The following is a 26,349-nucleotide window of genomic DNA, read 5'->3' as shown; positions in this document are numbered from 1 at the left end:
ATTCTCCTGCCGGTCGGCTCACGAGGCTTCTAAAGAAACCTTTCTAAAGGTACCTTTAGATGCATGCCCGACCGCATCGACCTCACCGACGCCCGCGCCCTGCGCGCCTACGCCCACCCCACCCGGATGGAGCTGGTCGGCCTGCTCCGCCGGCACGGGCCGCTCACCGCCACCCGGGCCGCGGAGCTGACCGGGGAGTCCGTCGCCGGGTGCTCGTACCACCTGCGGATGCTCGCCAAGTACGGGCTCGTCGAGCAGAGCGGCGGCGGACGGGGGCGGGAGAAGCCGTGGCGGGCCACGGCGCGTACGACGCACTGGGAGGCCGCGTACGACGATCCGGCGGCGACCGAGGCCGTCGGGGACCTGACGATGGCCCAGGTGGACGCGTACGTGCGCAAGCTCGGCGCCGCGCTCGCCGTCCGCCACCGGCTGCCGCGCGCCTGGCAGGAGGCGGAGTACTCCGGGGACCGGAGCCTGTACCTCACGCCCGAGGAGCTGACCGGACTCATGGAGGAGATGACCCGGCTGCTGTCCCGCTACGACGACCGCTTCGAGGACCCGGCGCGGCGCCCGGAAGGGGCCCGGCTGGTCAGCATGCTGCGCCTGGCCTTCGTCGACCCGCCGGACGGGACGGATACGGCGGATGCGGCGAACGCACCGCCCCCGGCCACCGCGGAGGACCCCGCCGGCCCCCCGCAGCGCCCGTCGTGAGACACCCCGCCCTCCCCGAGCTGCTCCGCGACCGCCCCTTCCGCCGTTACTGGGCCGCCCAGAGCGTCTCCCTCCTCGGCGACGAGGTCCACCGCATCGCCCTCCCCCTCGCCGCCGTGCTGCTCCTCGGCGCCGGCGCCGCCGACATGGGCCTCCTCACCGCCGCCGCCCTGCTGCCCGCACTGCTCTTCTCCCTCCCCGCCGGCGCCTGGGCCGACCGGCGGCGCAGCCGCCGCCGGGTGATGATCGCCGCCGACCTCGGCCGGATGGCGGCCGTCGCCTCCGTCCCCGTCGCGTACGCGCTCGACGCGCTGACGCTCACCCACCTGTACGCGGCCGCCTTCGCCGTCGGCACCCTCGGCGCGCTGTTCAACGTCTGCGCCGGCACCGTGTACGTCGCCCTGCTGCCCGTCGAGCGCTACGTCCAGGGCAGTTCGCTGCTCAACGGCAGCCGGGCGCTGGCGTTCACGGCCGGACCCGGGGTCGGCGGCGGTCTCGTACAGGTGGCCACGGCGCCGTTCGCGCTGCTGCTCGACGCGCTCAGCTACCTCGTCTCGGCGCTCTTCCTCGGCCGTATCTCCCCCTCCGAACCCCCGCCCGCCGCACGGGAGAAGAGCCGGGCACCGCCGGTGTCCGGTGGATCCTGCGGACGCCCGCGGTACGCGCCTGCGCCGCCGCCACGGCGACGCTCAACTTCTTCAACTTCATCTTCCAGGCGCTGTTCGTGCTCTACGCGACCGGGGAGCTGGGCCTCGGCCCCGGGCTCCTCGGCCTCGTGCTCGCAGCCGGCGGCGTCGGCGGCCTGGTCGGCGCGGTCCTCGCCACCCGGGTCGTGGCGCGGTACGGGGTGGGTCCCGCGATGACCGCGGGGTTCGCCGGCTTCAGCGTGCCGCTCACGCTGATACCGCTGGCGGACGGGCCGACGCCGGTGGTCGCCGCGATGCTGCTGGCCGCGGAGTTCGCCTCCGCGTTCGGCGTGATGATCCTCGACATCTCGGCCAACGCCTACTTCGCCGCCGCCATCCCCGACGAGCTGCGCTCCCGCGTCCTCGGCGCCATCCAGACCGTCAACTTCGGCATCCGCCCGCTCGGCGCGCTCGCGGGCGGGGCGCTGGGCAGCGCGCTCGGGCTGCGGCCGACGCTGTGGGTGGCGACGGTCGGGGCGGCGCTGGCGGTGCTGTGGCTGCTGCCCTCGCCCGTGCCGCGCACGCGGCGGCTGCCCGGCGCGGGGGGCGCCGGACGGGCCGGGGAGGACGGGCAGCCGGGGCCGGTGGCGGCGTAGCAGTCGGCGCGGCGGATCTGCTGGAGTCGCGCGCCGACGAGGCGGTGGCGCTGGTGGCGCGCGAGGTGGGGGCGACGGTGCCGTGGGCGCGGTTCAACGTCGGGCTCGCCGCGGATTTCCTGCGCGAGACGGCCGCCGCGATGTCCCGGCCGCGCGGCGAGGTACGTGCCACCAACGGAGAGGCGGCGCCCGCGGGCGCCCGGCGCCACTACGCTGATCGACGATGTTCAGTCCCGAGGGCCCGACCCTTCTCGAGCTGACCGTGCAGGCGATGTCCTCCACGGAACGCGGCTACGACCTGCTGGCGGCGAAGTTCGACAGCTCCCCGTTCCGCACCCCCGACCGCGTGCTGGACGCGTTCGCCGCCGCCGTCGAGCCGCTGGGGCCGTTCGCGCACGGCCTCGACGTGTGCACCGGCACCGGCGCGGGCGCCGGGATGCTGCGGCGGGTGTGTGCCGAGCGGGTCGTCGGCGTCGACTTCAGCGCCGGGATGCTGGCCGAGGCGCGCGGCGCGTACGCGGACGCCGCGGCCCCGCCCTCGATGCGCTGGGTACGGGCGGACACCCTGGCGCTGCCCTTCGCACCCGCCTTCGACCTCGCGGTGAGCTTCGGAGCGTTCGGCCATTTCCTGCCCCGGGAGCGCCCGGCGCTCTTCGCGCAGGTCTTCCGATCGCTGCGCCCCGGCGGGTACTTCGCCTTTCCCGTCCCCGCGCCGCAGACGGTCGGGTCCCGGGGGTACTGGGCGCTGTGGGGGTTCGACGCCGTGATGCGGGTCCGCAATGCGCTGTGGCGCCCGCGGTTCGTCATGTACTACCGCACGTTCCGCCTGCCCGACGTGCTGGCGGACCTGGAGCGGACCGGGTTCACCGTGGCGACGGCCGCGCTGGAGGAGCTGGGGCGGCGGCCGGACGGCAGTCCGCGCGCCCGCGCGGTGTTCGCGCGGCGCCCCTGACCGGTCCGGGCGGCCGAGGAGCGTAACAGCCGCGTACCAGAGGCATATTCAACTTTAACAATCGCTTTCCCTGTACACGTTGACTCCTTCGATGCGAGACTGAAGGGCGCGACCTGATCATCCTTGGGAGCCCGATGCACGCGCCAAGCATGTCGGAGACGAACTCTCTGCCGGCCCCGTCCCGAGGCGGCCCCACCGTCCGCCGCATCATCCTCGGCAACAACCTACGGCGGCTGCGCGAGCAGCGCGGCATCACCTTCCAGGCCGCCGCGCGCACCATCGGCGCCTCACAGCCCAAGCTGAGCCGGCTGGAGCTGGGCCGGGGCGGCTGCAAGGAACACGACATCGCCGCCCTGCTCACGCTGTACGGGGTGGAGGACGAGGCCGAGCGCGAGCACTACCTCGCGCTGGCCCGCGGCGCCAACACCACCGGCTGGTGGCATCAGTACAGCGATGTAACGCCCACCTGGATGGAGACGTTCCTCGGCCTCGAAGAGGCCGCCTCGCTGATCCGCTCCTACCAGGCCCAGCGCATCCCCGGCCTGCTGCAAACCGCCGACTACGCACGGGCGTTCGCGCAGATCGCGTACCCGAGCGCGGACGAGGCGGCCATAGAGCGCCATGTCGACCTGCGGCTGCGCAGGCAGCAGATCCTGGGCCACACGGACCGGCCGGCGCGCTACTGGGTGGTCCTGGACGAGGCGGCGCTGCGGCGCCCGCTCGGCGGGCGCGCGGTGATGCGCGCGCAGATCAAGCACCTGCTGGGGATCCTGGAGCTGTCGAACATCACGGTCCAGGTCGCCCGGCTGGCCACCGGCCGCTTCGCCGCCGTGGTCAGCCCGCTGACGATCCTGCGCTTCGCGGAGCCGGACCTGCCGGACGTGGCGTACATCGAGCAACTGACCAGCGCCCTCTACCTCGACAAGCGCAACGACGTCGAGCGCTACCTGCTGACCATGGACGGCCTGTGCGCGGCGGCGGAGAAGCAGGAGTCGAGCCAGGAGATGCTGGAGCGGTTGCTCGCCGAGTACTGACGCCGGCCGCGGGGGTCAGGCGGCGGGCGCGCCGAACCATCTCGGCAGGTGGTCGAGGAGATCGGCCTGGTCCTCCCCCACCCAGGCGACGTGTCCGTCCGGGCGGAGCAGCACGGCGGGAGCGTCCAGTTCCGCAGCGGCGTCGACGACGTGGTCCACACGGCCCGCCCATCCTGCGGCGGAGAGACGGCCGGTCCGGTCGAGCAGGAGCCCGCGGCCGGCGCGCGTCAGCTCGTACAGCCGGCCCTTGCTCAGCGCCATGTCCCGCAGCCGGCGCCCGAGCAGTTCGTGGCCCGGGCCGAAGTCGTAGCGGATGCCGATCGCCATGACCCTCTCGATCAGATACCGGTGGACCTCCTCGAAGTCCATGAGATCCGCCATCAGCCGGCGCACTGCCCGCGGCCCCGGCTCGGTGGACATCAGCTCCATCTGCGCACGGGTGAAGTCCAGTACGCCGGCGGCCACCGGGTGACGCTCGGCGTGATAGCTGTCCAGCAGCCCTTCCGGGGCCCAGCCGGCGAGCGCCGCGGCGAGCTTCCAGCCGAGGTTGAAGGCGTCCTGGACGCCGAGGTTGAGCCCCTGCCCGCCCGCCGGCGGGTGGACGTGGGCCGCGTCACCGGCCAGCAGCACGCGGCCCACCCGGTACTGCTCGGCGAGCCTGGTGGCGTCGCCGAAGCGGGAGAGCCAGCGCGGGGAGTGCACGCCGAAGTCGGTGCCGGCGACGGCCCGCAGCCGCGCCGTGAACTCGTCGAAGGCGGGCGGCACCGAGCGGTCCTCGGCCACCCCCGCGGCCGGCACGCCGACCCGGTACGCACCGTCCGTCAGCGGCATGACGCCGAACCGGAGCTGGGTCCTGCGGACTTCGGCCATCACGGCGGTCACCGTCTCCGGCGACGCGGTCAGCTCCATCTCACCGAGCAGCGTGTCGACCCGGCTGGGCTCGCCGGGGAAGCCGACGCCGAGCAGCTTGCGCACCGTACTGCGGCCGCCGTCGCAACCGACGAGGTAACGGGCGCGCACCGGGCCGGATCCGGCCACCTCCACGGTCACGCCGTCCTCGTCCTGGCTCAGCCCGACCACCTCGCGGCCGCGGCGGATCTCGGCGCCGGCCTCGGCGGCGTGCTCCTCCAGCAGCCGGTCGGTGGTGGTCTGCAGGAGCCCGAGGACGTACGCGTGCGCGCTGTCCAGGTGCTCCGGCGCCGGCTTGGCGATGCCGGCGAAGAAGCCGCCGACCGGATACCGCGTGCCCGGCGCCAGGAACTTCTCCAGCAGCCCGCGCTGGTCCATCACCTCGATGCTGCGTGCGTGCAGTCCGAGCGCCCGCACGACCTTCGTCGGCTCTCGCTCCTTCTCCAGCACGACCACGCGCATGCCGTGCAGCCGGAGTTCGGCCGCCAGCATCAGCCCGGTCGGGCCGCCGCCGGCGATGATCACGTCGCTCATGAGTCTCCCGTTTCCGCAGGTCCTGGCTTCGGCGGGAGATTCTGCAACAGTCCCGGGGCCTTGCCGCAAGCCCCGGGGTGCGCTATACGTTGAGAGTGGCAAGGAGCGCGGTGCTCCTTGCCGTTCGTCGTTTCCGGCCCCTTCGTGTACGTGCCGGCGCCCCGCCGGCGGTCAGACGATCTCCATGACCTCCGACAGCGGCCGGCGCGGCGTCGTCGGGCCGCGGGGCCCGTAGCCGATGCGCAGCACCATCTGGACCTGGCCGACGTCGGTGAGCGGGTCGCGGGCCAGCTCGCGCAGGTCGGACCACTCCAGCGCCTCGCTCGTCAGCGAGGCCACGAGCCCGGCGCGGGTGGCGGTCAGCAGGACGCGCTCCAGCGCCTGGCCCGCGCGCAGCCAGTCGGCCGGGCTGTCGTGCGCGGTGCCGAGCAGGGCGAGGTTCGGCGCGGACTCGAAGGACGCGCTAGTCCGGCCGGGCGGCTCGGCGCGGCCGCCGAAGTCGCGCGTCGGGGCGCCGCCGCCGCGGCGCCGGGGGCCATAGGCGTAGCCGGGGACGCCCTCGTCGGAGGTGTCCGGCCACGGGTGCGTCCAGCGGGCCAGTTCCTCGGCGCGGTCGGGCGTCTCGGCGTCGCGCACCTCGGCGTCCTGCACCAGCTCCAGCAGGGACGCCGCGTGCCAGGCGTCGGGGAACACCAGCTTCGCGCCCTCGGTCCGCGCCGCCTCGACGAGGTCCGCCAGAGCGGCGGGGGGTACGGGCCTCTCGGCGAACGGCCAGCGGCTGGAGTGCCGGCGCGGGATCTGCTCCGCCAGCCCGGCGAGCTCCCCGTCGGTCTCCTCGCCGGGCTCCGCGCCGGAGAGCCGGACGGAGGCGAGCAGCAGCGGTTCGTGCGCGGCGGGGAGCAGGTCGGTCCTGGTCCGCCAGCCCGCGGCTGCCGCCTGGGCCCGCAGGTTGCACAGCGCGGCGCCGCAGCCGACGTGGAGCGAGCGCCGCTCCGGGTCGGCCGCGGGCATGGCGCGCTCCATGTCGGCGCGTATCTCGACGATCCGGTGGCCGAGGTGGCAGCGGAAGTGCCACGGCTGCGCGTTGTGCATGGAGGGCGCGGCGGTCGCGGCGTGTACCAGTTCCGCGGCCCCGGTGGCGTCCAGTGCTCGCGCGGCCATGCTCACCAGCGTAGGGCCGCGGCCCGCACCTCACGAGTCGAGCGGCGGGGGGCCCGCGGGGACCGCCCCGGCGGGCGGCCGGAAGGCCGCGGGGGCAGCCGCGCCGGGCCGCTCCTCGCCTCAGTCCCCCCGCGCCCCCGCCAGCGCACCGAGCAGTGCCCGGGTGCACACCTCCCGCACCTCCGCCCGCGACGGTTCCCCCCGCTCCAGCCAGTCCAGGACGGCCGCCGTGACGAAGGCCAGCCAGCCGTGCACCGCCAGCCGCAGCGCCGCGGGCGCGGGCCCGTCGATCAGCCCGGCGGCGGCCTGGGCGTCGAGCACCGTGACGATCCGGCGCTCCTGCTCGGCGAGGAGCTGCTCGTGGATCTCGTGGATCTCCCGGTCCCCGGTGGCCGAGGCGCGGTGGAAGGCGCGCAGGCCGCGGGCGTGCTCCTCGGCGTAGCGCAGGTACGCCTCCAGCCCCTGCTGCACCTGCCGGCCGACGGGCGTGTCCGGGTCGGGCTCGGTCATGCGCAGCAGGCGCTCGCCCTCGTGCCGGATGACGGCCGCGTAGAACTGCCGCTTGGCCGGGAAGTAGTGGTAGAGCAGCCCGCGCGAGACACCGGCGCGCTCGGCGACCTCCTCGATCCACACGTCGTCGAAGGGCCGCTCGGCGAAGAGTTCTGCGCCGATCCGCAGCAACTGCCGGCGCCGCTCCTCGGTGCCCATGCGGGTGCGCGGGCGCCCCGTCTGCGTACCCCGAGCACCGGAACGAGCCATCGCGCCACCTTACTTGACACCGGTTCAGCGGTGCCGCACGCTGCTTACTGAATCGAGTTCAATAAGGGAGGGCACGATGGCGAAGCCGTTCTTACGCACCCGTCCCGGACCCTGGCCGGAGCTGAGCCGCATCCCCCATCCGCCGCGCCGGCTGCCGGTGGTGGGCGACGTCTTCGGCATCGATCCCGCCAGGCCGATACAGGACTCGCTGCGGATGGCCCGGGCGCTGGGGCCGATCTTCCGGCGCAAGATCTTCGGGCTGGAGATCGTGGTGGTCTCCGGCGCCGACCTGGTCGCCGAGCTGGCGGACGAGTCGCGGTTCACCAAGCGCGTCGTGCTCGCCGTCCACAACCTGCGCGAGGTCGGCGGCGACGGCCTGTTCACGGCGCACAGCCACGAGCCGAACTGGCAGCTCGGCCACGACATCCTCGCGCCCGCCTTCACCCGCGAGGCGATGGAGCGCTACCACCCGGTGATGCTCGCGATGGCCTCCAGGCTGACCGCCGCCTGGGACGCGCACGCCGCCGCGGGCACCGCGGCCGACGTGTCCGGCGACATGACCAAGCTGACCCTGGAGACCATCGCCCACACCGGCTTCGGCTACGACTTCGGCTCCTTCGAGCGCACCGAGCAGCACCCCTTCGTCGCCGCCATGGTCCGCTCCCTGCGCCACGCGCAGGGCAGCAACGTGCCCCGGCCGCTCAGCCCGGTGAAGAGCCGCGGGCCCGGCCGCCGCGGCAGCGCCGACACCGCGTACCTCACCTCCGTCGTCGACGAGGTCGTACGGGAGCGCACCGCCCGCCCGGACCCGGGCACGCAGGACCTCCTCGGGCTGATGCTCAACACCCGCCATCCGCGCACCGGGGAGCGGCTGTCGCCGGAGAACATCCGGTACCAGATACTCACGTTCCTGGTCGCCGGGCACGAGACGACCTCGGGCGCGCTCTCCTTCGCGCTGTACTACCTCTCCCGGCACCCGGAGGTGCGGGCCCGCGCCCGCGCCGAGGTGGACCGGGTGTGGGGGCCGGCCGGGGAGCCGTCGTACCGGCAGGTGAGCAAGCTGCGTTACGTGCGCCGGGTGCTGGACGAGTCGCTGCGGATGTGGCCCACGGCACCCGCGTTCACCCGGGCCGCGCGTACGGACACGATGCTGGGCGGCGTCCACCCGATGCGGGCGGGCGCGTGGGCGCTGGTGCTGATCCCCGCCCTGCACCGCGACCCGGCGGTGTGGGGCCCGGGCGCCGACCGCTTCGACCCGGACCGCTTCCTGCCGGAGCGGGTACGGGCCCGTCCCGGGCATGTCTTCAAGCCCTTCGGCACGGGCGAACGGGCGTGTATCGGGCGGCAGTTCGCGCTGCACGAGGCGACACTCGTGCTGGGGCTGCTGCTGCGCAGGTACGAGCTGCGCGGCGACCCCGGCTACAAGCTGGACATAGCCGAGCGGCTGACGCTGATGCCGCGCGGGTTCACGCTGGCGCCGGTGCGCCGCCGGCCCGCCGCGCCCCGGACGGCGCCGGGGCCCGCGGCGGAGCCGGCGGGATCACCGGGCTGACTCGCCCGCCCCCGCCGACTCGCCCGCGGAGACGCGCTCGTGGTCCTCGTCCTCCTCGACGCCGCCCGGCAGCGGCGGGGCGGTGCTCGGCTGCCCGGACTCGGTGCCGGGCCCCTCGGACGGGCCCTGGGTGGTCGGCCCGGGGCTGCCCGTGGGCTCGGTGCTGGGGCTCTCGGAGCGGCCGCTCGGCCCGGGCGACGGCGGGTTGAAGTGGTCGCGCGGCGGCTGCGGCAGCTTCCGGTCCTCGCCGGGCCGGCCGCCGACGGGCCGCTCGAACCACAGGCCGGTCGTGACGTCCACGATGACCAGCCGGGACAGCGCCCGCCCCGCCGGCGTCACCACGACGGTCCGCGACGGCCGGTAGCCACGCCAGCCCGTGCCGCCGTAGCGGTCGTTGCCGCTCAGCTTCTCCGGCGCCGTCAGCGGGCTGCCGCTCGCGCACCGCACCCGCGGTACGCCCGTGTCGTCGACCATCACGGCGGTACCGGCCTGCATCACCGACTGGAAGGCGCTCGCCTCGCCGCCGGTGAAGCCGTGGCCGGTCAGCCGGGTGTCGGCGCGCAGCAGCACGGAGGTGAGCTCGCGCAGGAAGCCCGGCAGGTCCCCCTCGTCGACCCGCAGGGTGCGCGCGAACGCCCCCTGCTTGTCGGCGTCCCGGCCGAGGAAGGCGATCAGCCTGTCGACGTCGCAGCTCGCGACGTTCCGTACGCCGCCGTACAGCCCGTCCTTCCCGCCCGACACCGACTGGTGCCTGCTCGGCTCCGCCGGCGGCGGGCTGTCCGGCGGCGCGGCGGTGGGCGAGGGCGACGGGTCGGCGCCGTCGGGCGTCGCGGTGCTCGGGGTGAAGGGGTCGTGCCCGCGGTCGGCGACGGGCTGCAGCACCAGTTCCGCCGCCGGGTCGGCCGCGGCCGCGCTGCCGCCCTGCCCGGGCGCGGCGCACGACGCGGCGGCGACCGACAGGGCGAGGACGACGGCCGCGGCGCCGGCGAGGTGCGCGGTGCGCGGCAGCCGCGGCGTGGGGCGCGCGGGGCGCGGGACACGGCGCGACGGCAGCGGTGCACGGCGCGCGGAACGCAGACGGGGCACGAGGGTCTCCCTATCGGGGCCGGATGGACACCTTCCGAGGCCATTGTCTGAATTGTTACCAAGGTGTGCGCAAGCTGAGAGCCGCCATCGGCGCGACGCCGCCCGCGCGTCGCAGGCCGGGCGCCGCCGTTACCGTTGAGGTGGGAGAACGGCCGATCCGCGACCGCCGCGAGCGGAGGGGAGCACCGCACATGACCGAACGCAAGCCGCCGGGGGTGAGCTTCGAGTCCTGGATCGACCGGCAGATCCGCGAGGCGGCCGAGCGCGGCGAGTTCGACGACCTCCCGGGCAGGGGCAAGCCGCTCGCGGATCTCGACCGGCCGTACGACGAGCTGTGGTGGGTCAAGGCGAAGGTGGCGCGCGAGCAGTTGTCCGCGCTGCCGCCCTCCCTCGCCGTCCGCAAGGAGGCCGAGGCCGCGCTCGCCGCCGTGACCAGGGCGCGGAGCGAGAAGGAGGTGCGCGAGATCGTCGCGGAGGTCAACGAGAAGATCCGTGCGGCGCACCGCGCGCCCGCCGTCGGCCCGCCGCTGAAGCTCGCCCCGCTGGACGCCGACACGCTGGTACGGGAGTGGCGTGCGGGACGCGAGGGACGCGAGTAGCGGGGTTCGGAACGACCGGAGGCACAGCCTCCGCGAGCTTCCAACACGCGGGGAGGCATCGATCGTTGGTGGTAGGGTCCCCCTCGAAACGTCAAGCCGTACGCAAGCGCACGGGGTAGACGCAGTCCGGGGGGAACTGATCCGTAGGTCACCCCTGCGCGGCCATTCCGCCGTCCCGACCAGACGGCGCGGCAGTCGAGCGCCCGGCCCGTACCCGGATACGGGCGCCGTCGCACCGCTTCCGGCCCGGATTCCGCCACGGCGGACCCGGTTGCCGGACCGGCTCATCCCCGGCGGGTGGCGCGGCCCGGGACACTGCGTGCCCGCCTCCACCGCCTCCGGACGGCGCTGCTCATCGGCACCAGTCGTCCGAGAGGGGGAGCCGGTTGACCACCCGACGGCAGTTCCTCGCGGCCTCCGCCGCGGGCGCCGGCGCCGCGGCCCTGAGCCCCGCCACGCTCGCCGCCGCGCCGGGCAGCCCGCGGGGCGACCGCCCCAACATCGTCCTGATCGTCGCCGACGACCTCGGCTACGGCGAGCTGGGCTCGTACGGCCAGGAGCTCATCCGTACCCCGCACCTGGACCGCCTCGCGGAGGACGGCCTGCGGTTCACCGCGGCGTACGCCTCCGCGCCGGTCTGCGCGCCCTCGCGCGCCTCGCTGCTGACGGGCCTGCACAGCGGCCGGGCCCGGGTCCGCGAGAACCCGATGCGCGGCATCCAGCCCTCCATCGGCGACGCCGACACCACCGTCGCCGAACTGCTGCGGGCCCGCGGCTACCGCACGGCGTGCATCGGCAAGTGGGGCTTCGGCCCCGAGGAGCCGGACCAGCACAGCCACCCCAACTACCGGGGCTTCGAGGAGTTCTACGGCTATCTGACGCACCGGCACGCGCACTACTACTTCCCGCAGTACCTCTGGCACAACAGCCGCCGCGTCCCGCTCGCGGGCAACGGGGACGGCGGGCGCGGCACGTACGCGCCCGAGCAGCTCTCCCGGCGCGCCCTGGAGTTCATCCGCGGCCACGCCGAGGAGCCGTTCTTCCTCTACCTCTCCCCCAACGTGCCGCACGCGCCGAGCACCGTGCCGGACACCGGCGAGTACAGCGACACGGACTGGAAGCCGGAGGACAAGGGGCACGCCGCACAGGTCGCGAACTTCGACCGGATGGTCGGCCAGGTGATCGAGGAGCTGTACGAGCAGCGCATCGCCGAGGACACCGTGGTGATCGTCACCAGCGACAACGGCCGGCACGAGGAGGGCGGCGTGACCCCCGCGCTCTTCCAGCGCGAGCGCGCGCTGCGCGGCTACAAGCGGAACCTGTACGAGGGCGGCATCCGGGTGCCGCTCATCGCCTGGTCCCCGTACCGCATCCGGCGGGGCGTCGTGAGCCGGCCGACGCCCCACATAGACCTGCTGCCCACCCTCGCCGAGCTGGGCGGCGCCCCCGCGCCCCGGGACGTCGACGGGCTGTCCCTCGCGCCGCTGTTCACCGGCACAGGACCGGCGCCCCGGCACGAGTTCCTGTACTGGTACCGCAACGAGCGCGCCTCCACGCCGCTGGCCCGCGCCGCCGACCACGACCGGATCGGCCGGATCTCCGAGGCGGTGCGCGCCGGCGACTGGAAGGCGGTGCGCTTCGCGCCCGGCAAGGACCGCGGCGCGCCGGACGCCCGCTGGCAGGTGGAGCTGTACAACCTGGCGGACGATCCCGTCGAGTCCGTCGACCGGGCCGCGGAGCGGCCGGACATCGCCGCCCGGCTGGTGCACGTGATGCGGCGGGAGTGGCACGACACGTACGACCGCGAGCCCTTCGGCGTACGCATCGGCGCCCCGCCCTACGCCGAGCCGGGCCGGGTGCTGACGGTCACCGCCACCCTGCACAACGGGTCCGACACCCTGTGGACCGAGCCGCGGGTGCAGTTGCAGGTCCCCGAGGGCTGGAAGGTGCGCGCCGCGACCCGCCGGCCGCGCGGCCGGCTCGCACCGGGCGCCGAGGTGGTCACCCGCTGGCGGGTGACGCCGCCGAAGGGCGCCCCCGCGGGCCGCTGGGAGCTGCGCGCGCGGGCCGACGCGCGGTGCGCGGGCGCGCCGCTGACGTACCGGACGCGCCAGGCGATGCTCACGCCGCCGGCGAAGGGCGGCTACTTCGGCGACCTGCCCTGGCTGACCTGAGCGGCCCGTGCCGTACGGACCGGGCGGGCGCCCGGCCCGTACGGCACGAAGGGTGGCGCGGTCAGGGGCGGGGGATGTTGCGGAGGTTGGAGCGGGCCAGGTCGAGCATCGTGCCGACACCGCCCTCCAGCACCGTGCGCCCGGCGGCGAGCGCGAAGCCGCGCACCTGCTCCAGCGTGATCCGCGAGGGGACCGACAGCGCGTTGGAGTCGGTGATCAGCTCGACCAGCGCGGGGCCCTTCGCCGCCAGCGCCTCCCGCAGCGCGCCCTCGATCTCGCCGGGCTTCTCCACCCGCCAGGCGGGGATGCCGACGCCGCGGGCGATGGCGGAGAAGTCGACCTTGCCGTGGTCGGTGCCGTACGCGGGCAGGCCGTCGACCAGCATCTCCAGCTTGACCATGCCGAGCGAGGAGTTGTTGAACACCACCGTCTTGACCGGCAGGTCGTGCTGCTTGACGGTGATCAGCTCGCCGAGCAGCATGCCGAGGCCGCCGTCGCCGGAGAGCGAGACGACCTGGCGGCCGCGGTCGGCGCAGGCCGCGCCGATGGCGTGCGGCAGGGCGTTGGCCATGGAGCCGTGGGTGAACGAGCCGATGACGCGGCGGCGGCCGTTGGGCGTGAGGTAGCGGGCGGCCCAGACGTTGTTCATACCGGTGTCGACGGTGAACACGGCGTCGTCGTCGGCGAGTCGGTCCAGCAGCCGGGCGGCGAACTCGGGGTGGATCGGGACGTGCTTGTCGACGTTCGAGGTGTACGCCTCGACGACCTTGGTCAGCGACCGCTCGTGCTTGCGCAGCGTGCTGTCGAGGAAGCGCCGCTCGCGCTTCTCGCGCAGCTGCGGCTGCAGCGCGTCCAGGGTGGAGGCCACGTCGCCGTGCACGGCGACCTCCAGGGGCGTACGGCGGCCGAGGCGGGTGGCGTCGATGTCGATCTGGACGGTCTTGGCCTGCGGCAGGAAGGCGTCGTACGGGAAGTCGGTGCCGAGCATGACGACGAGGTCGGCCTCCTGCAGCGCGTCGTGGCAGGCGCCGTAGCCGAGGAGGCCGATCATGCCGACGTCGTACGGGTTGTCGTACTGGATCCACTCCTTGCCGCGCAGCGTGTGCCCGACGGGCGCCTTGACGGTCTCGGCGAGCCGCATCACCTGGGAGTGCGCACCGCGGACGCCCGCCCCGGCGAACAGCGCCACGCGGTCGGCCGTGTTGAGGGCGTCGGCCAGCTCGCGCACGGTCTGCGGGTCGGGGACGATCGAGGCGGGGCGGACGCAGGGCACGGTGTGGCCCGTGGGGTTGGCCGCCTGCTTGTCGGCGATGTCGCCGGGCAGCACGAGCACCGCGACCTCGTTGGCGCCGACGGCGTGCTGGGCGGCGATCCGGGCGATGCGGGGCATCTGCTCGGGCTGGGAGATCATCTGGCAGTAGCCGGACGCCTGGTCGAAGAGCTTCTCCGGGTGGGTCTCCTGGAAGTAGCCGCTGCCGATCTGGGTGGCCGGGATGTGCGAGGCGATGGCCAGGACGGGGGCGCCGCTGCGCTGGGCGTCGAACAGGCCCTGGATGAGGTGGGTGTTGCCGGGACCGCAGGAGCCGGCGCAGGCGGCGAGCTGCCCGGTGACCTGTGCCTCGGCGGCGGCGGCGAAGGCACCGGCCTCCTCGTTCTGCACGTGTACCCACTCGATGGCGCCGTCGCTGCGGCGGATGGCGTCGACGAGCGGGTTGAGGCTGTCGCCGACGACGCCGTAGATGCGCTTCACGCCGTACTGGAGCAGGACCTCCACGAGTTGGTCGGCAACCTTGGCACTGCTCATCGCGCTCTCCTCGCATCGGTGTCGCGGGCGTCCGGGACAACGTGTCCGATCGTAAGCGATCACCCGCGAAGAGGACGGATGGTGCTTCGCGGGGCATCCTGGCCGCGGGCCCGGCGCGCGGGCTATAGTCCGAAACTAGCGCCGCTAGTTTCGATGGGGAGGCCCGCCGTGCGCACCGTTCACTTCGCCGCCGCCCGCCGCACGCCGATCGGCAAGCTGCGCGGCTCGCTGTCCGCCGTACGCCCCGACGACCTCGCCGCGGGGGTGATCCGCGGGCTGCTCGACGGCGTGCCCGCGCTCGACCCGGCCCGTATCGACGACGTCTACTGGGGCGCCGCCAACCAGGCCGGCGAGGACAACCGCAACGTCGCCCGCATGGCCGTCCTCCTGGCCGGCCTGCCCGAGTCCGTCCCCGGTGCCACCCTCAACCGGCTCTGCGCCTCCGGCCTGGAGGCCGTCACGACCGCCGCCCGCGCCATCGCCGCCGGCGAGGCGGACGTGGTGCTGGCCGGCGGCTCGGAGTCGATGAGCCGCGCGCCGTTCGTGCTGCCCCGGCCGGACGAGGCGCTGCCGCGGGCGATGGCCACGGCCGACACCCGGCTGGGCTGGCGGCTGGTCAACCCGCGGATGGGGGACCTGCACGGGCTGCTCGCGATGGGCGAGACCGCCGAGGAGGTGGCCGAGCGGTACGGGGTGGGGCGGGCGCGGCAGGACGAGTTCGCGCTGCGCAGCCACCGGCGGGCCGCGGCGGCGCGGGCGGCGGGGCACTTCGACGCGGAGCTGCTGCCGGTCGCACGGCCCGGCGCCGGCCCGGTGACGGCGGACGAGTGCATCCGCGAGGACACCTCGACCGGGCAACTGGCGAAGCTGAAGCCGGTGTTCCGGGCGGGCGGCAGCGTGACCGCGGGCAACTCCTCGCCGATGAACGACGGGGCGGCGGCGCTGCTGCTGGTCAGCGAGGAGGCGCTGACGGAACTGGGCCTGGACTCCCTCGGCCGGTACGCGGCCGGCGCCTCCGCCGGCGTCCGTCCCGACGTCATGGGCGTCGGCCCGGTGCCGGCGACGCGCAAGGCGCTGGACCGGCTGGGCTGGTCGGTGGCGGACCTGGAGACGGCCGAGCTCAACGAGGCGTTCGCGGCGCAGTCGCTGGCGTGCGTGGACGAGCTGGGGCTGGATCCCGAGACGGTCAACCCGGACGGCGGGGCCATCGCGCTGGGCCACCCGCTGGGCTGCTCGGGGGCGCGGATCCTGACGACGCTGCTGCACCGGATGGCGCGTACGGGCGCGCGGCGGGGGCTGGCGACGATGTGCGTGGGGGTGGGACAGGGCTCGGCGGTGCTGGTGGAACGGGCCTGAGCGGGGCGGTACCGCGGGGACTACTCCGCGGCGCCCTTGGCCGCCCAGGTCTCCCACTCCGACGGCGGGTTCCCGAGCACGGCGGCCCGGCGCCGTAACGCCGCCTCCTCGTCGGTGTGCATCACGTGCGCCAGCCGGTCGGTGCCCTCCCCGGACTCGGCGAGTGCGCGGATCACCGCGTCCCGGGTGCCCTCGATCCGGGGCGCGATGCGCTCCAGCTCGCGCAGGGCGGCGTACCAGTCGCCGGGGATCGGCGCCGGGGAGCCGGCGTCGCGGGAGTTGACGCCCGTGCGGAGCATGCCGAGGGCCCACAGGCAGCTGTCGACGATCTCCGCGAGCAGCCGGGCCTCGCGGGTCAGCGCCGTGGTCTCCTCGGGGGTCAGCCGGACCGTGAACTCCAGTCCGCCGTCCCCTTCCGGCGCGCGGTAGACGACCGTCATCCTGACCCCCTAGCGGCAAGCCGGGCAGTGCGGTGGATGCACTCTATGCACCACCGCCGTGCCCCGGGAAGCCGCGGGGCACGGCTGACGCACAATGGCCCCATGGATCTCCGCATCTTCACAGAACCGCAGCAGGGCGCCTCGTACGAGACCCTCCTGACGGTGGCCCGCGCCACCGAAGACCTCGGCTTCGACGCCTTCTTCCGCTCCGACCACTATCTGAAGATGGGCGACGTGAGCGGCCTGCCCGGGCCGACGGACGCCTGGGTGACGCTGGCGGGCCTGGCCCGCGAGACCCGCCGGATCCGGCTGGGCACACTGATGACCGCCGCCACGTTCCGGCTGCCGGGGCCGCTGGCCATCCAGGTGGCGCAGGTGGACCAGATGTCGGGCGGGCGGGTCGAGATGGGCATCGGGGCGGGGTGGTTCGAGGACGAGCACACCGCGTACGGGATCCCGTTCCCGAAGGAGAAGTTCGCCCGGCTGGAGGAGCAGCTCGCGATCGTGACGGGGCTGTGGGGGACGCCGACGGGTGACACCTTCAGCTACTCCGGGACGCACTACGAGCTGAAGGACTCCCCCGCGCTGCCGAAGCCGGTGCAGGCGCCGCTGCCGGTGCTGATCGGCGGCATGGGCCCGAAGCGCACTCCGGCGCTGGCCGCACGCTACGCGGCGGAGTTCAACGTGCCGTTCAGCTCGGCGGCGGACACCGAGCGGCAGTTCGCCCGGGTCCGCGAGGCGGCGGAGGCGGCGGGCCGGACGCCGTCCGACCTGGTGTACTCCAACGCGCTCGTCGCCTGCGTCGGCAGGGACGACGCGGAGGTGGCGCGCCGCGCGGCGGCCATCGGCAGGGAGGTGCCGGAGCTGAAGGAGAACGGCCTGGCCGGCACCCCGGCGGAGGTCGTCGACAAGCTCGGCCGCTACGGCGCGGTGGGCTCGCAGCGCTTCTACCTCCAGATCCTCGACCTGTCGGACCTGGACCACCTGGAGCTGATCGCGACCGAGGTGCTGGCGCAGGTGTCGTGACCGCGGGGCAGCGGCCCGGCCCGTAAAACCCCTGGCGGGAGGGCCCGGGCCCGGCGAGGATGACCGGGTGGAGCGCGGCGGACTGCTGGCCTGGAAGCACACCGTCCTTGCGGTGGTGGCGGGTTCGCGCGCCTTCGGCCTGGCGACGCCGGCGTCCGACACCGACCGGCGCGGGGTGTACGTCGCGCCGACCGAATGGTTCTGGAAGCCGGAGAAGCCGCCGCCGCACGGGGAGGGGCCGCTGCCCGAGCAGTTCAGCTGGGAGGTGGAGCGCGCCTGCGCGCTCGCGCTCGACGGGAACCCGAACCTGCTCGAAGTGCTCCACTCCCCGCTGGTCGAGCGCTGCACGACGCTCGGGGCGGGACTGCGCGAGATCAGCCCGGCGTGCCTGTCCCGGCACGTCCACCGCACGTTCGGCCGCTACGCGTACCGCCGGCTCACCCGGGCACGCGTGCGCCGGGAGCGCACCGGCGAGGTGCGGTGGAAGCACGTGGTGCACCGGCTGCGGCTGCTGCTGAGCGGGGCGGCGCTGCTGCGTACGGGTGAGCTGTGCGTCGACGTCGGCCCGCACCGCGAGCGGTTGCTCGCGGTCGGGCGTGGCGAGCTGACCTGGGACGAGGTGACGGCGTGGACCGCGGAGCTGTCCACCCTCCTCGACGAGGCCCTGCCCGCGAGCGCCCTCCCGGAGTCCCCGGACCACCCCCGCGTGGAGTCCTGGCTCGCCTCGGTCCGCCACCGCAACCTGCCCGCCGCATGACGGCCGCCCCCTTTCGGGTGCTCCTCACCGGTATCCCTCTCGTGCGCGCGGGCGAGGTCGTCGCGCATCTGCCCACGCTGACCGGGCCGGTGCCGGCGCGCCTCGGCGACCCGGTCGCCGCCAAGGCCACCGCGGAGCACGGCCTGTGGCGCACCGCGGCCGGCACTCCCGGCACCGAGCCGCCGGCCGCGGACGTACGCGCGCTGCACGCCGCACGGGACGACGCGCGGGCCCGAACGCCGCTGCCGGACACGCCGGAAGGGCGCGCGGAGCCCGGCGAGATCGTCGTCGGCGCCCGGCTCGGGCGGGGTTGACACCGCATAACGCTTGTCGCCGACCTCTTGACCTGCCTCCCGGCCAACTTCTATGTTCACCGCCAAGAGGTAGAACGTAGGACCTCCCACGACCCCGCCTATCCCCGGGACAGGGACGGGCGCGGCGCCATCTCCTGTTTTTCCCCTCCTGGAGGCACCGTGAGCGACGTATCACCAGAGCCGGGCGTCGACCGCCGGCGAGTGCTGCAGTACGGCGGGGCGCTGAGCGCCTTCGGCGTCATGGCGCCGGCGCTGGCCGCCTGTTCCGGAGGTCCGGACTCGACCTCGGACACCGGCGGGGGCGGCGGCGGGGACTCCGTCACCGCCGTCATCGGATACGGCAACGACCAGAGCTGGGACCCCACGCTGACCGCGTCCGCGTTCTCCGTGGCCAGCAACCACCACATCTTCGAGGGGCTGCTCGACACCGACCCCATCACGCGCGAGCCCTACCCCGCGCTGGCGACCGAGCTGCCCGCCGACACCGGCGCCGCCACCTGGTCGTTCACCCTGCGCGACGGGGCGACGTGGCACGACGGCAAGCCGGTCACCGCCGACGACGTGGTGTTCACCTTCGACCGGATACTCGACACCGGGACCCAGACCCTCACCCACGGGTTCTTCGCCGGCTGGCTGAAGGAGGTCAAGAAGACCGGGGACGACACCGTCGACCTGGTGCTCGCCTTCCCCTTCCCGGACGGGCTGTCCCGGCTCACCCTGGCGAAGATCCTGCCCAAGCACATCCTGGGCAAGGCCGGTGCCTGGAAGGACCTCGACACCGGCCTGCCCGAGGTCACCGTCGGCTCGGGACCGTACAGGATGACGGCCAACCAGCCGCTGTCGAACACCTCCTTCGAGGCGTACGCGGACTACAACGGCCCGCGCAAGGCGAACTTCAAGAAGATGAACTGGCTGTCCATCGTGGACGCCGCCCCCCGCGTCGCGAAGATCTCCGGCGAGAGCGCCGGCGCCCAGATCTCCGACAACATCCCGTACGCCAATGTCAAGCAGCTTGAGCAGGAAGGCCTCACCGTCGAGGGCGGGGCGGGGATGAACCACATGTTCCTGCTCTTCAACACCGAGCGGAAGCCCTTCGACGACGTACGGGTGCGCCAGGCGCTGCACTACGCGATCGACACCGACAAGATGATCGAGGCGGGCCTCAAGGGCTACGGCAAGGCCGCCAGTTCCTTCCTCGACGAGGGCAACCCCACGTACCGCGAGGCCAAGAGCGTCTACGGCTACGACCCGGACAAGGCCAAGGCGCTGCTGGACGAGGCCGGGGTCAGCGGGCTGAAGGTCACGCTCATGGCGTCGACCGTGAGCTGGATCGCGGACTGCATCCCGACCATCAAGGAGTCCTGGGACGCCATCGGCGTGGAGACCACGCTCGACCCGCAGGAGACCTCCGCCCTCTTCACCAAGCTGGACCAGAAGGCCGACTACCAGGTCGTCGCCTCCGCCTCGAACCCCAACCAGCTCGGCATCGACCCCGATCTGATCCTCCGTTACAACTACACGGCGGAGAACGTCTGGATGGACTACTCCCGCTGGTCCCAGGCGCCCGAGGCCAAGCAGCTCTTCCGGCTCATGGACGCGGCCACGCGCGAGCCCGACCAGGAGAAGAAGAAGCTGATGACGCAGGAGTACCTGGACGTCGTCGCCGAGAACGCGGTCATCTACCCCGTGGTCCACACCGAGCTGGTCACCGCCTGGGACCCCGACAGGATCACCGGGATCCAGCCGCAGCCCTACCCCGGCATCAACCTCCTCAAGGCCAAGCCCGCGTAGGGCGGCACGTCACGGTCAGTCAAGGCTAGGAGCTCACGTACGTGGCCCAGATCGCCAGGATGCTGCTACGCCGCATCGCCCTGCTCGTCCCGCTGATGCTCGGGATCGTGCTGTTCGTCTTCCTCGTCATGCGCTTCTCGGACATCGACCCGGCGGTGGCGCACTTCCAGGGTGCCAACCCCACCGAGCAGCAGCTTGAGGACTACCGCGAGGAGCACGGGCTCAACGACCCCCTGCTCGTCCGCTACGCCGCCTTCGTGGGCGACCTGCTCACGGGCGACATGGGGCTCAGCGTGCTCAACGGCCGGCCGGTCATCGACCAGGTCACCACCGCGCTGCCCCTGACCATGCAGCTCACCTTCCTGGGGCTCGCCATCGCCATCGTGCTGTCGGTGCTCTTCGGGGTCACGGCCGCGATCTACCGCGACCGGATCCCGGACCAGGTGATCCGCATCGTCTCGCTGATCGGCGTCGCCGCGCCCGCCTTCTGGGTGGCGCTGCTGCTGATCCAGTATCTGGCGGTGGACTGGGGGTGGTTCCCCTCCGGGGGGTACGTCAATCCGGGCGACTCCTTCACGGGCTGGCTCAAGACGATGACGCTGCCGGCCATCGCGCTGTCGCTGCACGTCGCCGCGCAGCTCACCCGCATCGTCCGTACCGCGGTGGTGGAGGAGCTGGACAAGGACTACGTGCGCACGGCGATCGGCAGCGGGCTGCCGCCGGTCGTCGTGGTCGGCCGCAACGTGCTGCGCAACGCGCTGGTCAACCCGCTGACCGTGCTCGGGCTGCGGGTGGGCTATCTGCTCGGCGGCGCCGTCGTGATCGAGACGATCTTCTCGCTGCCCGGCATGGGCACGTTGATGATCAACGCGGTGAAGAACGGCGACCCCGCGGTCGTGCAGGGCGTGGTGCTGACCGTCGCCGTCGCCTTCGTCGTCGTCAACCTCGTCATCGACATCCTCTATCTGCTGGTCAACCCCCGACTGAGGAGTGCCGCCTGATGCTCGCCACCCTCGGGGGCCGCCAGAAGCTCGCGGAGCGGCTGTCCCGGCCGGGCCTCAGGCTCCGCGGGCTCGCCCGGCTGCCCTGGACGTCCCGGATCTCGCTGGGTCTGATCGCCCTGGTGGTGCTGGTCGCGGTGTTCGCGCCGCTGCTCGCCCCGCACGACCCGCTCGACCAGCAGGCGCAGGCCGGCGGCACCGGACACCCGTCCGCCGACCACTGGATGGGGCAGGACAGCCTCGGCCGCGACATCCTCAGCCGGCTGATGTACGGGGCCCGCTGGTCGCTGATCATCGGGCTGGGCGCCACGCTGCTCGCGCTGATCGCCGGTGCGGTCCTCGGGGCGATCGCCGCCACCTCCCGCAAGGCGGTGGACGAACTCGTCATGCGCTGCCTGGACATCGTCATGGCCTTCCCCGGGATCGCGCTGGCCGCGGTGCTCGTCGCCGTGTTCGGCGGCAGCATCCCGGTGCTGGTGTGCGCCATCGCGTTCCTGTACGTGCCGCCCATCGCACGGGTCGTCCGGGCCAACGTGCTGGACCAGTACGGCGAGGACTACGTGACCGCGGAACGGGTCATCGGGGCCCGAACGCCGCACATCATCGTCAAGCACGTCGCCATCAACTGCGCCGCGCCGATCCTGGTGTTCTGCACCGTGCAGGTCGCCGAGGCGATCGTCTTCGAGGCGTCGCTGTCCTTCATCGGCGCGGGCGTCCGCCCGCCGGACCCGTCCTGGGGCAGCGTCATCGCGGACGGCAAGAACATGGTGCTGCTCGGCGGCTGGTGGGCCACGGTCTTCCCGGGTCTGCTGATGCTGCTGACCGTGCTGGCGCTCAACATCCTCTCCGAGGGCATCTCGGACGCCTGGGCGGCGCCCGCCTCCCGGCGGGCCGAGAGCGTGCCGGTCAAGGAGGCCGGCGCCGAGGACCGTATCGAGGCCGCCGCGCCCGGCACCGGCAAGGTGCTGGAGCTGCCCGGGCTCGCCGAAGCAGCGCGTCGGCTGCGTGAACGGGCCCGGCCGCTGCCCGGCGGCGAGCCTGTGCTGGCGGTCAGGGACCTGGCCATCGGCTTCGACCAGCGGCACGCGGGCGTGGACATCGTCGACGGCATCAGCTTCGACATCAGGCCCGGTGAAGTCCTCGGCCTCGTCGGTGAGTCGGGCTGCGGCAAGTCGCTCACGGCGCTGACGGTGATGGGCCTGGAGCCGGACGGCGCGCGGGTCCGCGGCAGCGTCGTCTTCGACGGCCGCGAGCTGATCGGCACCCCGATGCGGGTACGCCGCAAGCTGCTCGGCCACGAGATGGCGATGATCTACCAGGACGCGCTCAGCTCGCTCAACCCGGCCATGACGGTCCGTGCCCAGCTCAAGCAGTTGATCCGGCGCGGCGGCGCGCGCACCGCGACCGAACTGCTGGAGCTGGTGGGCCTGGACCCGGAGCGTACGCTGCGCAGCTATCCGCACGAGCTGTCCGGCGGGCAGCGGCAGCGGGTGCTCATCGCCATGGCGCTGTCGCGCAACCCGAAGCTCATCGTCGCCGACGAGCCGACCACCGCGCTCGACGTCACGGTCCAGGCGCAGGTCATCGAGCTGCTGCTGCGGCTGCGCGAGGAGCTGGGCTTCGCACTCGTCCTGGTCAGCCACGACCTGGCGCTGATCTCCGACGTCACCGACCGGGTGGTCGTCATGTACGGCGGGCAGATCGTCGAGACCGGCGTCACCGCCGACCTCGTCGAGGCGCCGGCCCACCACTACACCCGCGGGCTGCTGGGCTCGGTGCTGTCGCTGGAGTCGGCCCAGGAGCGGCTGACGCAGATCCGCGGCGTCGTGCCCTCGCCGGCCGACTTCCCGGCCGGCTGCCGGTTCGCCGACCGCTGCCCGATGGCCGGCGGCGCCTGTCTGGACACCGCGCCCGCACTGGTCGGCGAGGAACGCAAGCACGAGGTGGCGTGCCACCACCCGGCGGTCGAGCCGGCGGTCGCCGCCGCGGGCGAGGCGGAGAAGGAGGCGCTGCGATGAGCGCGAAGGACAGCGGCGGCCCGGGGCCGGTCGGCGACCTCGCCAAGGAACCCCTCATCGAGGGCGGTTCACCGGCCGGGGGCGGCGGTGCGGCGCCGGCGCTGATCACCGTGCGGGACGCACACGTGGTGCACCGGGCGCGCACCGGCGGGCTGTTCGCCCGCGACCGGGTGTACGCGCTGACCGGCGCGGACCTGACGATCGCGGCCGGCGAGACGGTCGGCGTGGTCGGCGAGTCCGGCTGCGGCAAGTCCACGCTGGCGAAGGTGCTGGTCGGGGTGCAGGCGCCGACGGCCGGCACGGTGGAGTTCCGGGGCCGCGACATCTGGAAGATGGACGGCGGCGAGCGGCGTGCGGCGATCGGCACGGGCACGGGCATGATCTTCCAGGACCCGTCGACCGCCCTCAACCGGCGGCTGCCGATCCGGCAGATCCTCCGCGACCCGCTCGACGTGCACCGCCGCGGCACGGCCGCGCAGCGCGCGGAGCGGGTCCGGGAGCTGATGGCCCTCGTCGGCCTCCCGCCGGTCCTCGCGGACGCCCTGCCGGGCCAGTTGTCCGGCGGGCAGCGGCAGCGGGTGGCCATCGCCCGCGCCCTGGCGCTGGAGCCGGACCTGGTGGTGGCCGACGAGCCGACGTCGGCCCTCGACGTGTCCGTACGCGCCCAGATCCTCAACCTGCTGCTGGATCTGAAGGAGCGGCTGAACCTGGCGCTGGTGTTCGTCTCGCACGACATCCAGACGGTGCGGCGGATGAGCGACCGCGTCATCACCATGTACCTGGGCAGGATCGTGGAGGAGGCGCCTGCGGTGGCGCTGGGCTCCGGCAACGACTCCCCGGCGGAGAAGAGCACGGACACCGCCCGGCACCCCTACACGCGGGCGCTGTTCTCGGCGACGCCGGGGCTCCTCGACCCCATCGACCCGATCCCGCTCGTCGGCCCCGTGCCGTCGGCGACCCGGCCGCCGAGCGGCTGCCCGTTCCGTACCCGGTGCTGGAAGGCCACGGCGGAGTGCGCCGCGGCCATGCCGGAGGTCACGCAGGCGGCGCAGGCCCACCGGTTCCGCTGCCACCATCCGGTGGCCGCCGGGGAGAGCACCCGTGATCTCGTGATCCAAGCGAAGGAGAACGCATGACCCGTCCCACCCACCTGACCGGCGTCGTACCGCCCGTCTGCACCCCCCTGACGCCGGACGCCGAGGTGGACACCGCCTCGCTGATCAGGCTGGTGGACCACCTCGTGACGGGGGGCGTCGACGGACTCTTCGTGCTCGGCTCGTCCTCGGAGGCCGCCTACCTCAGGGACGAGCAGCGCAGGGCCGTGGTGGACACGGTGGTACGGCACGTCGGCGGCCAGCTGCCCGTGCTCGCCGGCGCGATCGACATGACGACACCGCGGGTGCTCGACCACGCCCGCAGCGCGCTCGACGCCGGCGCGGACGCGCTCGTCGTCACCGCGCCGTTCTACACCCGCACCCACCCGGCGGAGATCGACCGGCACTACCGCGAGGTCGCCGGCCGCACCGGCGCGCCCGTCTACGCCTACGATCTGCCGGCGTCGGTGCACACCAAGCTCGGCCACGACCTGGTGCTCCGGCTCGCCGCCGACGGGGTGCTGGCCGGGCTGAAGGACTCCAGCGGCGACGAGACGGGGCTGCGCCGCGTCATCGTCGGGGTACGGGACAAGGTCGCCGGCTTCTCCGCGCTGACCGGCTCCGAGACGATGGTGGACAGCGCGCTGGCGATGGGCGCCCACGGCGTCGTCCCGGGCCTGGGCAACGTCGACCCGCACGGCTACGTACGGCTGTACCGCAGCGCGCAGGAGGGCGACTGGGAGGCGGCCCGCGCCGAACAGGAGCGGCTGCTCGCGCTCTTCGCGATGGTCGGCAGCGGCGACCCGGCGCGGATGGGCATGAGCTCGTCGGCGCTCGGCGCCTTCAAGGCGGCCCTGCATCTGCGCGGGGTCATCGAGTGCCCGGCGACGATGCTGCCGCAGATCCCGCTGGACGCCGAGGAAGTACGGCGGGTGGAGAAGCACCTCGCCGCGGCGGGGCTGCGCTGACGGGGCTCCGGCGCCGTACGCGGGCGGGAGGGGCGGGGCCCGGGGGATGCCCCGGTGCCCCTCCCGCCGGTCTCACTTCCCGCCGCCGACGGGAATCCGCCCCCTGCCGCCGCTCCGCGCGGCGGCCTCCGGGGCCCCGGGGCCGCGCGCCGCACAGCGGCGGCGACGACGGCGACGGGCCCACCGCGGGCCCGGAAGCCGGGAGTTCGGGGCCCACGGCCGTTTCCCGGCCGCCCGGCCGGACCCCCTCGACCTGCGACGTCCCCGGCCACCGCGCACCCACCGACGCAGAGTCCGCACCCCGCAAGGACCCCGCCCGGCCCACCGCAGGCCCGGGGCCCGGGGGTTCAGGCCCCTCGGTGCCCGCGGCCGGGGCACCTGCCGGTGGCGGGCCGCCCCGGGCCTTGTCCCGGAGGGCGTCCCAGCGGCGGTTCAGGATGGCCTCTTCCAGGGCCGTCAGTTCCGGGCCCGGGCCGATCCCCAGGTCCTCCCGCAGGCTCCGGCGGACCCGGCGCAGTGCCGCCAGGGCGTCGGCCTGGCGCCCGTCCGGCCACAGGGCCAGGACCAGCAGCCGCCGGCCCTCCTCCCGCAGCGGCTCCTCGCGGGTCAGCGCCTCCGCCTCCGCCACCGCCTCCGCGGGGCGGCCCAGGCGGAGCGTCGCCGCCACGTGGGTTTCGCGGGCGGTCAGGCGCAGCCCGGTCAGGCGGGCGGCCTCGGCCGCCGCCCAGGGCGCGCCGGCGAACTCCGCGTACGCCTCGCCGCGCCACAGCCGCAGCGCCGCCGCCGTCTGGGTACGGGCCCGCCCCGGGTCCGCCGCGAGGAGGCCGCGCGCCCGGGTGAGCGCCCGCTCGAACCGCCAGGCGTCCACGGCCTCTTCCGGCAGGTGGCAGGCGTAGCCCGGCGGGGTGCTCACCAGCAGCCGGGCCGGGGCGCGGCGGGAGCGGCCGGGTTCCAGTCCGCGCCGGAGGTGGGAGACGTACGCCTGGAGCGAGGCCCGCGCGCGGCGGCGGTGCGCCGTTCCACAGGT

22 protein-coding genes and 1 pseudogene are annotated in these 26,349 nt (G+C 74.0%); 16 read left to right on the top strand and 7 right to left on the bottom strand.

Going from position 1 to position 26,349, the window contains the following annotated elements:
* The first annotated feature begins 63 nt into the window (after nucleotides 1-63).
* From ABGA99_RS17135 to ABGA99_RS17120, 4 genes and pseudogenes are all read left to right on the top strand, one after another.
* On the top strand, nucleotides 64-711 hold the full coding sequence (locus ABGA99_RS17135) for a helix-turn-helix domain-containing protein (protein ID WP_347578671.1): 648 nt from the start codon (nucleotides 64-66) through the stop codon (nucleotides 709-711).
* A pseudogene (locus ABGA99_RS17130) lies at nucleotides 708-1,993 on the top strand (MFS transporter). The gene ABGA99_RS17135 and the pseudogene ABGA99_RS17130 overlap by 4 nt, the downstream one beginning before the upstream one ends.
* A 223-nt stretch (nucleotides 1,994-2,216) precedes the next feature.
* Nucleotides 2,217-2,945 (top strand): class I SAM-dependent methyltransferase, encoded by a 729-nt coding sequence (locus tag ABGA99_RS17125; RefSeq protein WP_347582935.1) that lies wholly within the window; start codon nucleotides 2,217-2,219, stop codon nucleotides 2,943-2,945.
* A gap of 149 nt (nucleotides 2,946-3,094) precedes the next feature.
* A complete protein-coding gene (locus ABGA99_RS17120; RefSeq protein ID WP_347578673.1) occupies nucleotides 3,095-3,979 on the top strand; it encodes a helix-turn-helix transcriptional regulator in 885 nt (294 codons plus the stop codon).
* 15 nt (nucleotides 3,980-3,994) lie between these two features.
* Here ABGA99_RS17120 and rox read toward each other — a convergent pair whose 3' ends face one another.
* The 3 genes from rox to ABGA99_RS17105 form a co-directional block, all read right to left on the bottom strand.
* Nucleotides 3,995-5,422, bottom strand: a complete 1,428-nt coding sequence (gene rox / locus ABGA99_RS17115) for a rifampin monooxygenase (RefSeq protein WP_347578674.1) — start codon at nucleotides 5,420-5,422, stop codon at nucleotides 3,995-3,997.
* A 171-nt stretch (nucleotides 5,423-5,593) separates the two neighbouring features.
* Complete coding sequence (locus ABGA99_RS17110; RefSeq protein ID WP_347578675.1) at nucleotides 5,594-6,583, bottom strand: nitroreductase family protein; 990 nt, start codon at nucleotides 6,581-6,583, stop codon at nucleotides 5,594-5,596.
* A 120-nt stretch (nucleotides 6,584-6,703) separates the two neighbouring features.
* Complete coding sequence (locus ABGA99_RS17105; protein WP_347578676.1) at nucleotides 6,704-7,342, bottom strand: TetR/AcrR family transcriptional regulator; 639 nt, start codon at nucleotides 7,340-7,342, stop codon at nucleotides 6,704-6,706.
* 76 nt (nucleotides 7,343-7,418) lie between these two features.
* Here ABGA99_RS17105 and ABGA99_RS17100 point away from each other — a divergent pair, with 76 nt between their 5' ends.
* Nucleotides 7,419-8,894 carry a cytochrome P450 gene (locus ABGA99_RS17100; RefSeq protein WP_347578677.1) on the top strand — a complete coding sequence of 492 codons (1,476 nt, stop codon included), beginning with the start codon at nucleotides 7,419-7,421 and terminating at the stop codon, nucleotides 8,892-8,894.
* Here ABGA99_RS17100 and ABGA99_RS17095 read toward each other — a convergent pair.
* A complete protein-coding gene (locus tag ABGA99_RS17095) occupies nucleotides 8,883-9,980 on the bottom strand; it encodes a DUF6777 domain-containing protein (RefSeq protein ID WP_347578678.1) in 1,098 nt (365 codons plus the stop codon). The two genes, ABGA99_RS17100 and ABGA99_RS17095, sit on opposite strands and share 12 nt — an antisense overlap.
* A gap of 191 nt (nucleotides 9,981-10,171) precedes the next feature.
* On the opposite strand from ABGA99_RS17095, the gene ABGA99_RS17090 reads away from it, so the two are divergent.
* Together ABGA99_RS17090 and ABGA99_RS17085 are read left to right on the top strand one after the other, a co-directional pair.
* Nucleotides 10,172-10,579: a DUF1992 domain-containing protein gene (locus tag ABGA99_RS17090; protein ID WP_347578679.1), complete on the top strand. Its 408-nt coding sequence runs from the start codon at nucleotides 10,172-10,174 to the stop codon at nucleotides 10,577-10,579.
* Between the two features lie 386 nt (nucleotides 10,580-10,965).
* Nucleotides 10,966-12,753, top strand: a complete 1,788-nt coding sequence (locus ABGA99_RS17085; RefSeq protein WP_347578680.1) for a sulfatase-like hydrolase/transferase — start codon at nucleotides 10,966-10,968, stop codon at nucleotides 12,751-12,753.
* A gap of 61 nt (nucleotides 12,754-12,814) precedes the next feature.
* Here ABGA99_RS17085 and ABGA99_RS17080 read toward each other — a convergent pair whose 3' ends face one another.
* The gene (locus ABGA99_RS17080; RefSeq protein ID WP_347578681.1) at nucleotides 12,815-14,557 is read right to left on the bottom strand and encodes a pyruvate dehydrogenase; all 1,743 of its coding nucleotides are present in this window, start codon (nucleotides 14,555-14,557) and stop codon (nucleotides 12,815-12,817) included.
* Nucleotides 14,558-14,725: 168 nt separating this feature from the next.
* Here ABGA99_RS17080 and ABGA99_RS17075 point away from each other — a divergent pair, with 168 nt between their 5' ends.
* Entirely contained in the window at nucleotides 14,726-15,913 is a 1,188-nt protein-coding gene (locus ABGA99_RS17075) for an acetyl-CoA C-acyltransferase (RefSeq protein WP_347578682.1), read from the top strand.
* Between the two features lie 20 nt (nucleotides 15,914-15,933).
* Here the strand turns inward: ABGA99_RS17075 and ABGA99_RS17070 are convergent, their stop codons facing one another.
* Entirely contained in the window at nucleotides 15,934-16,353 is a 420-nt protein-coding gene (locus ABGA99_RS17070; protein WP_347578683.1) for a hypothetical protein, read from the bottom strand.
* 102 nt (nucleotides 16,354-16,455) lie between these two features.
* On the opposite strand from ABGA99_RS17070, the gene ABGA99_RS17065 reads away from it, so the two are divergent.
* The 8 genes from ABGA99_RS17065 to ABGA99_RS17030 all read left to right on the top strand — a co-directional run bounded on the left by ABGA99_RS17065 (nucleotide 16,456) and on the right by ABGA99_RS17030 (nucleotide 25,322).
* A complete protein-coding gene (locus ABGA99_RS17065; RefSeq protein ID WP_347578684.1) occupies nucleotides 16,456-17,379 on the top strand; it encodes an LLM class F420-dependent oxidoreductase in 924 nt (307 codons plus the stop codon).
* 67 nt (nucleotides 17,380-17,446) lie between these two features.
* Nucleotides 17,447-18,136 carry a nucleotidyltransferase domain-containing protein gene (locus ABGA99_RS17060; RefSeq protein WP_347578685.1) on the top strand — a complete coding sequence of 230 codons (690 nt, stop codon included), beginning with the start codon at nucleotides 17,447-17,449 and terminating at the stop codon, nucleotides 18,134-18,136.
* A complete protein-coding gene (locus ABGA99_RS17055) occupies nucleotides 18,133-18,450 on the top strand; it encodes a hypothetical protein (protein WP_347578686.1) in 318 nt (105 codons plus the stop codon). Before ABGA99_RS17060 ends, ABGA99_RS17055 begins: the two co-directional genes overlap by 4 nt.
* A gap of 159 nt (nucleotides 18,451-18,609) precedes the next feature.
* Entirely contained in the window at nucleotides 18,610-20,241 is a 1,632-nt protein-coding gene (locus ABGA99_RS17050) for an ABC transporter substrate-binding protein (RefSeq protein ID WP_347578687.1), read from the top strand.
* A gap of 41 nt (nucleotides 20,242-20,282) precedes the next feature.
* Nucleotides 20,283-21,242, top strand: a complete 960-nt coding sequence (locus ABGA99_RS17045; RefSeq protein WP_347578688.1) for an ABC transporter permease — start codon at nucleotides 20,283-20,285, stop codon at nucleotides 21,240-21,242.
* Complete coding sequence (locus ABGA99_RS17040; protein WP_347578689.1) at nucleotides 21,242-23,260, top strand: dipeptide/oligopeptide/nickel ABC transporter permease/ATP-binding protein; 2,019 nt, start codon at nucleotides 21,242-21,244, stop codon at nucleotides 23,258-23,260. Before ABGA99_RS17045 ends, ABGA99_RS17040 begins: the two co-directional genes overlap by 1 nt.
* Complete coding sequence (locus ABGA99_RS17035; protein WP_347578690.1) at nucleotides 23,257-24,396, top strand: ABC transporter ATP-binding protein; 1,140 nt, start codon at nucleotides 23,257-23,259, stop codon at nucleotides 24,394-24,396. Before ABGA99_RS17040 ends, ABGA99_RS17035 begins: the two co-directional genes overlap by 4 nt.
* A complete protein-coding gene (locus ABGA99_RS17030) occupies nucleotides 24,393-25,322 on the top strand; it encodes a dihydrodipicolinate synthase family protein (protein WP_347578691.1) in 930 nt (309 codons plus the stop codon). The genes ABGA99_RS17035 and ABGA99_RS17030 overlap by 4 nt, the downstream gene beginning before the upstream one ends.
* On the opposite strand, the gene ABGA99_RS17025 is transcribed toward ABGA99_RS17030, so the two are convergent.
* Nucleotides 25,225-26,235 carry a BTAD domain-containing putative transcriptional regulator gene (locus ABGA99_RS17025; RefSeq protein WP_347578692.1) on the bottom strand — a complete coding sequence of 337 codons (1,011 nt, stop codon included), beginning with the start codon at nucleotides 26,233-26,235 and terminating at the stop codon, nucleotides 25,225-25,227. The genes ABGA99_RS17030 and ABGA99_RS17025 overlap by 98 nt on opposite strands.
* Nucleotides 26,236-26,349: the final 114 nt, after the last annotated feature.

It is taken from the genome of Streptomyces sp. B5E4, from assembly GCF_039871555.1.
Taxonomy (GTDB): Bacteria; Actinomycetota; Actinomycetes; order Streptomycetales; family Streptomycetaceae; genus Streptomyces.
Note: the sequence above shows the minus strand (reverse complement) of the source record. Positions and strands in the feature narration are given on the sequence as shown.

Excerpts from the sequence above, each read along its gene's own strand:
- ABGA99_RS17120 (WP_347578673.1), top strand. The coding sequence starts at position 3,095 with ATGTCGGAGACGAACTCTCTGCCGGCCCCGTCCCGAGGCGGCCCCACC.
- ABGA99_RS17100 (WP_347578677.1), top strand. The coding sequence starts at position 7,419 with ATGGCGAAGCCGTTCTTACGCACCCGTCCCGGACCCTGGCCGGAGCTG.
- ABGA99_RS17055 (WP_347578686.1), top strand. The coding sequence starts at position 18,133 with ATGACGGCCGCCCCCTTTCGGGTGCTCCTCACCGGTATCCCTCTCGTG.
- ABGA99_RS17035 (WP_347578690.1), top strand. The coding sequence starts at position 23,257 with ATGAGCGCGAAGGACAGCGGCGGCCCGGGGCCGGTCGGCGACCTCGCC.
- ABGA99_RS17070 (WP_347578683.1), bottom strand. The coding sequence starts at position 16,353 with ATGACGGTCGTCTACCGCGCGCCGGAAGGGGACGGCGGACTGGAGTTC.
- ABGA99_RS17110 (WP_347578675.1), bottom strand. The coding sequence starts at position 6,583 with ATGGCCGCGCGAGCACTGGACGCCACCGGGGCCGCGGAACTGGTACAC.
- ABGA99_RS17090 (WP_347578679.1), top strand. The coding sequence starts at position 10,172 with ATGACCGAACGCAAGCCGCCGGGGGTGAGCTTCGAGTCCTGGATCGAC.
- ABGA99_RS17040 (WP_347578689.1), top strand. The coding sequence starts at position 21,242 with ATGCTCGCCACCCTCGGGGGCCGCCAGAAGCTCGCGGAGCGGCTGTCC.
- rox (WP_347578674.1), bottom strand. The coding sequence starts at position 5,422 with ATGAGCGACGTGATCATCGCCGGCGGCGGCCCGACCGGGCTGATGCTG.
- ABGA99_RS17030 (WP_347578691.1), top strand. The coding sequence starts at position 24,393 with ATGACCCGTCCCACCCACCTGACCGGCGTCGTACCGCCCGTCTGCACC.
- ABGA99_RS17065 (WP_347578684.1), top strand. The coding sequence starts at position 16,456 with ATGGATCTCCGCATCTTCACAGAACCGCAGCAGGGCGCCTCGTACGAG.
- ABGA99_RS17125 (WP_347582935.1), top strand. The coding sequence starts at position 2,217 with ATGTTCAGTCCCGAGGGCCCGACCCTTCTCGAGCTGACCGTGCAGGCG.
- ABGA99_RS17135 (WP_347578671.1), top strand. The coding sequence starts at position 64 with ATGCCCGACCGCATCGACCTCACCGACGCCCGCGCCCTGCGCGCCTAC.
- ABGA99_RS17105 (WP_347578676.1), bottom strand. The coding sequence starts at position 7,342 with ATGGCTCGTTCCGGTGCTCGGGGTACGCAGACGGGGCGCCCGCGCACC.
- ABGA99_RS17080 (WP_347578681.1), bottom strand. The coding sequence starts at position 14,557 with ATGAGCAGTGCCAAGGTTGCCGACCAACTCGTGGAGGTCCTGCTCCAG.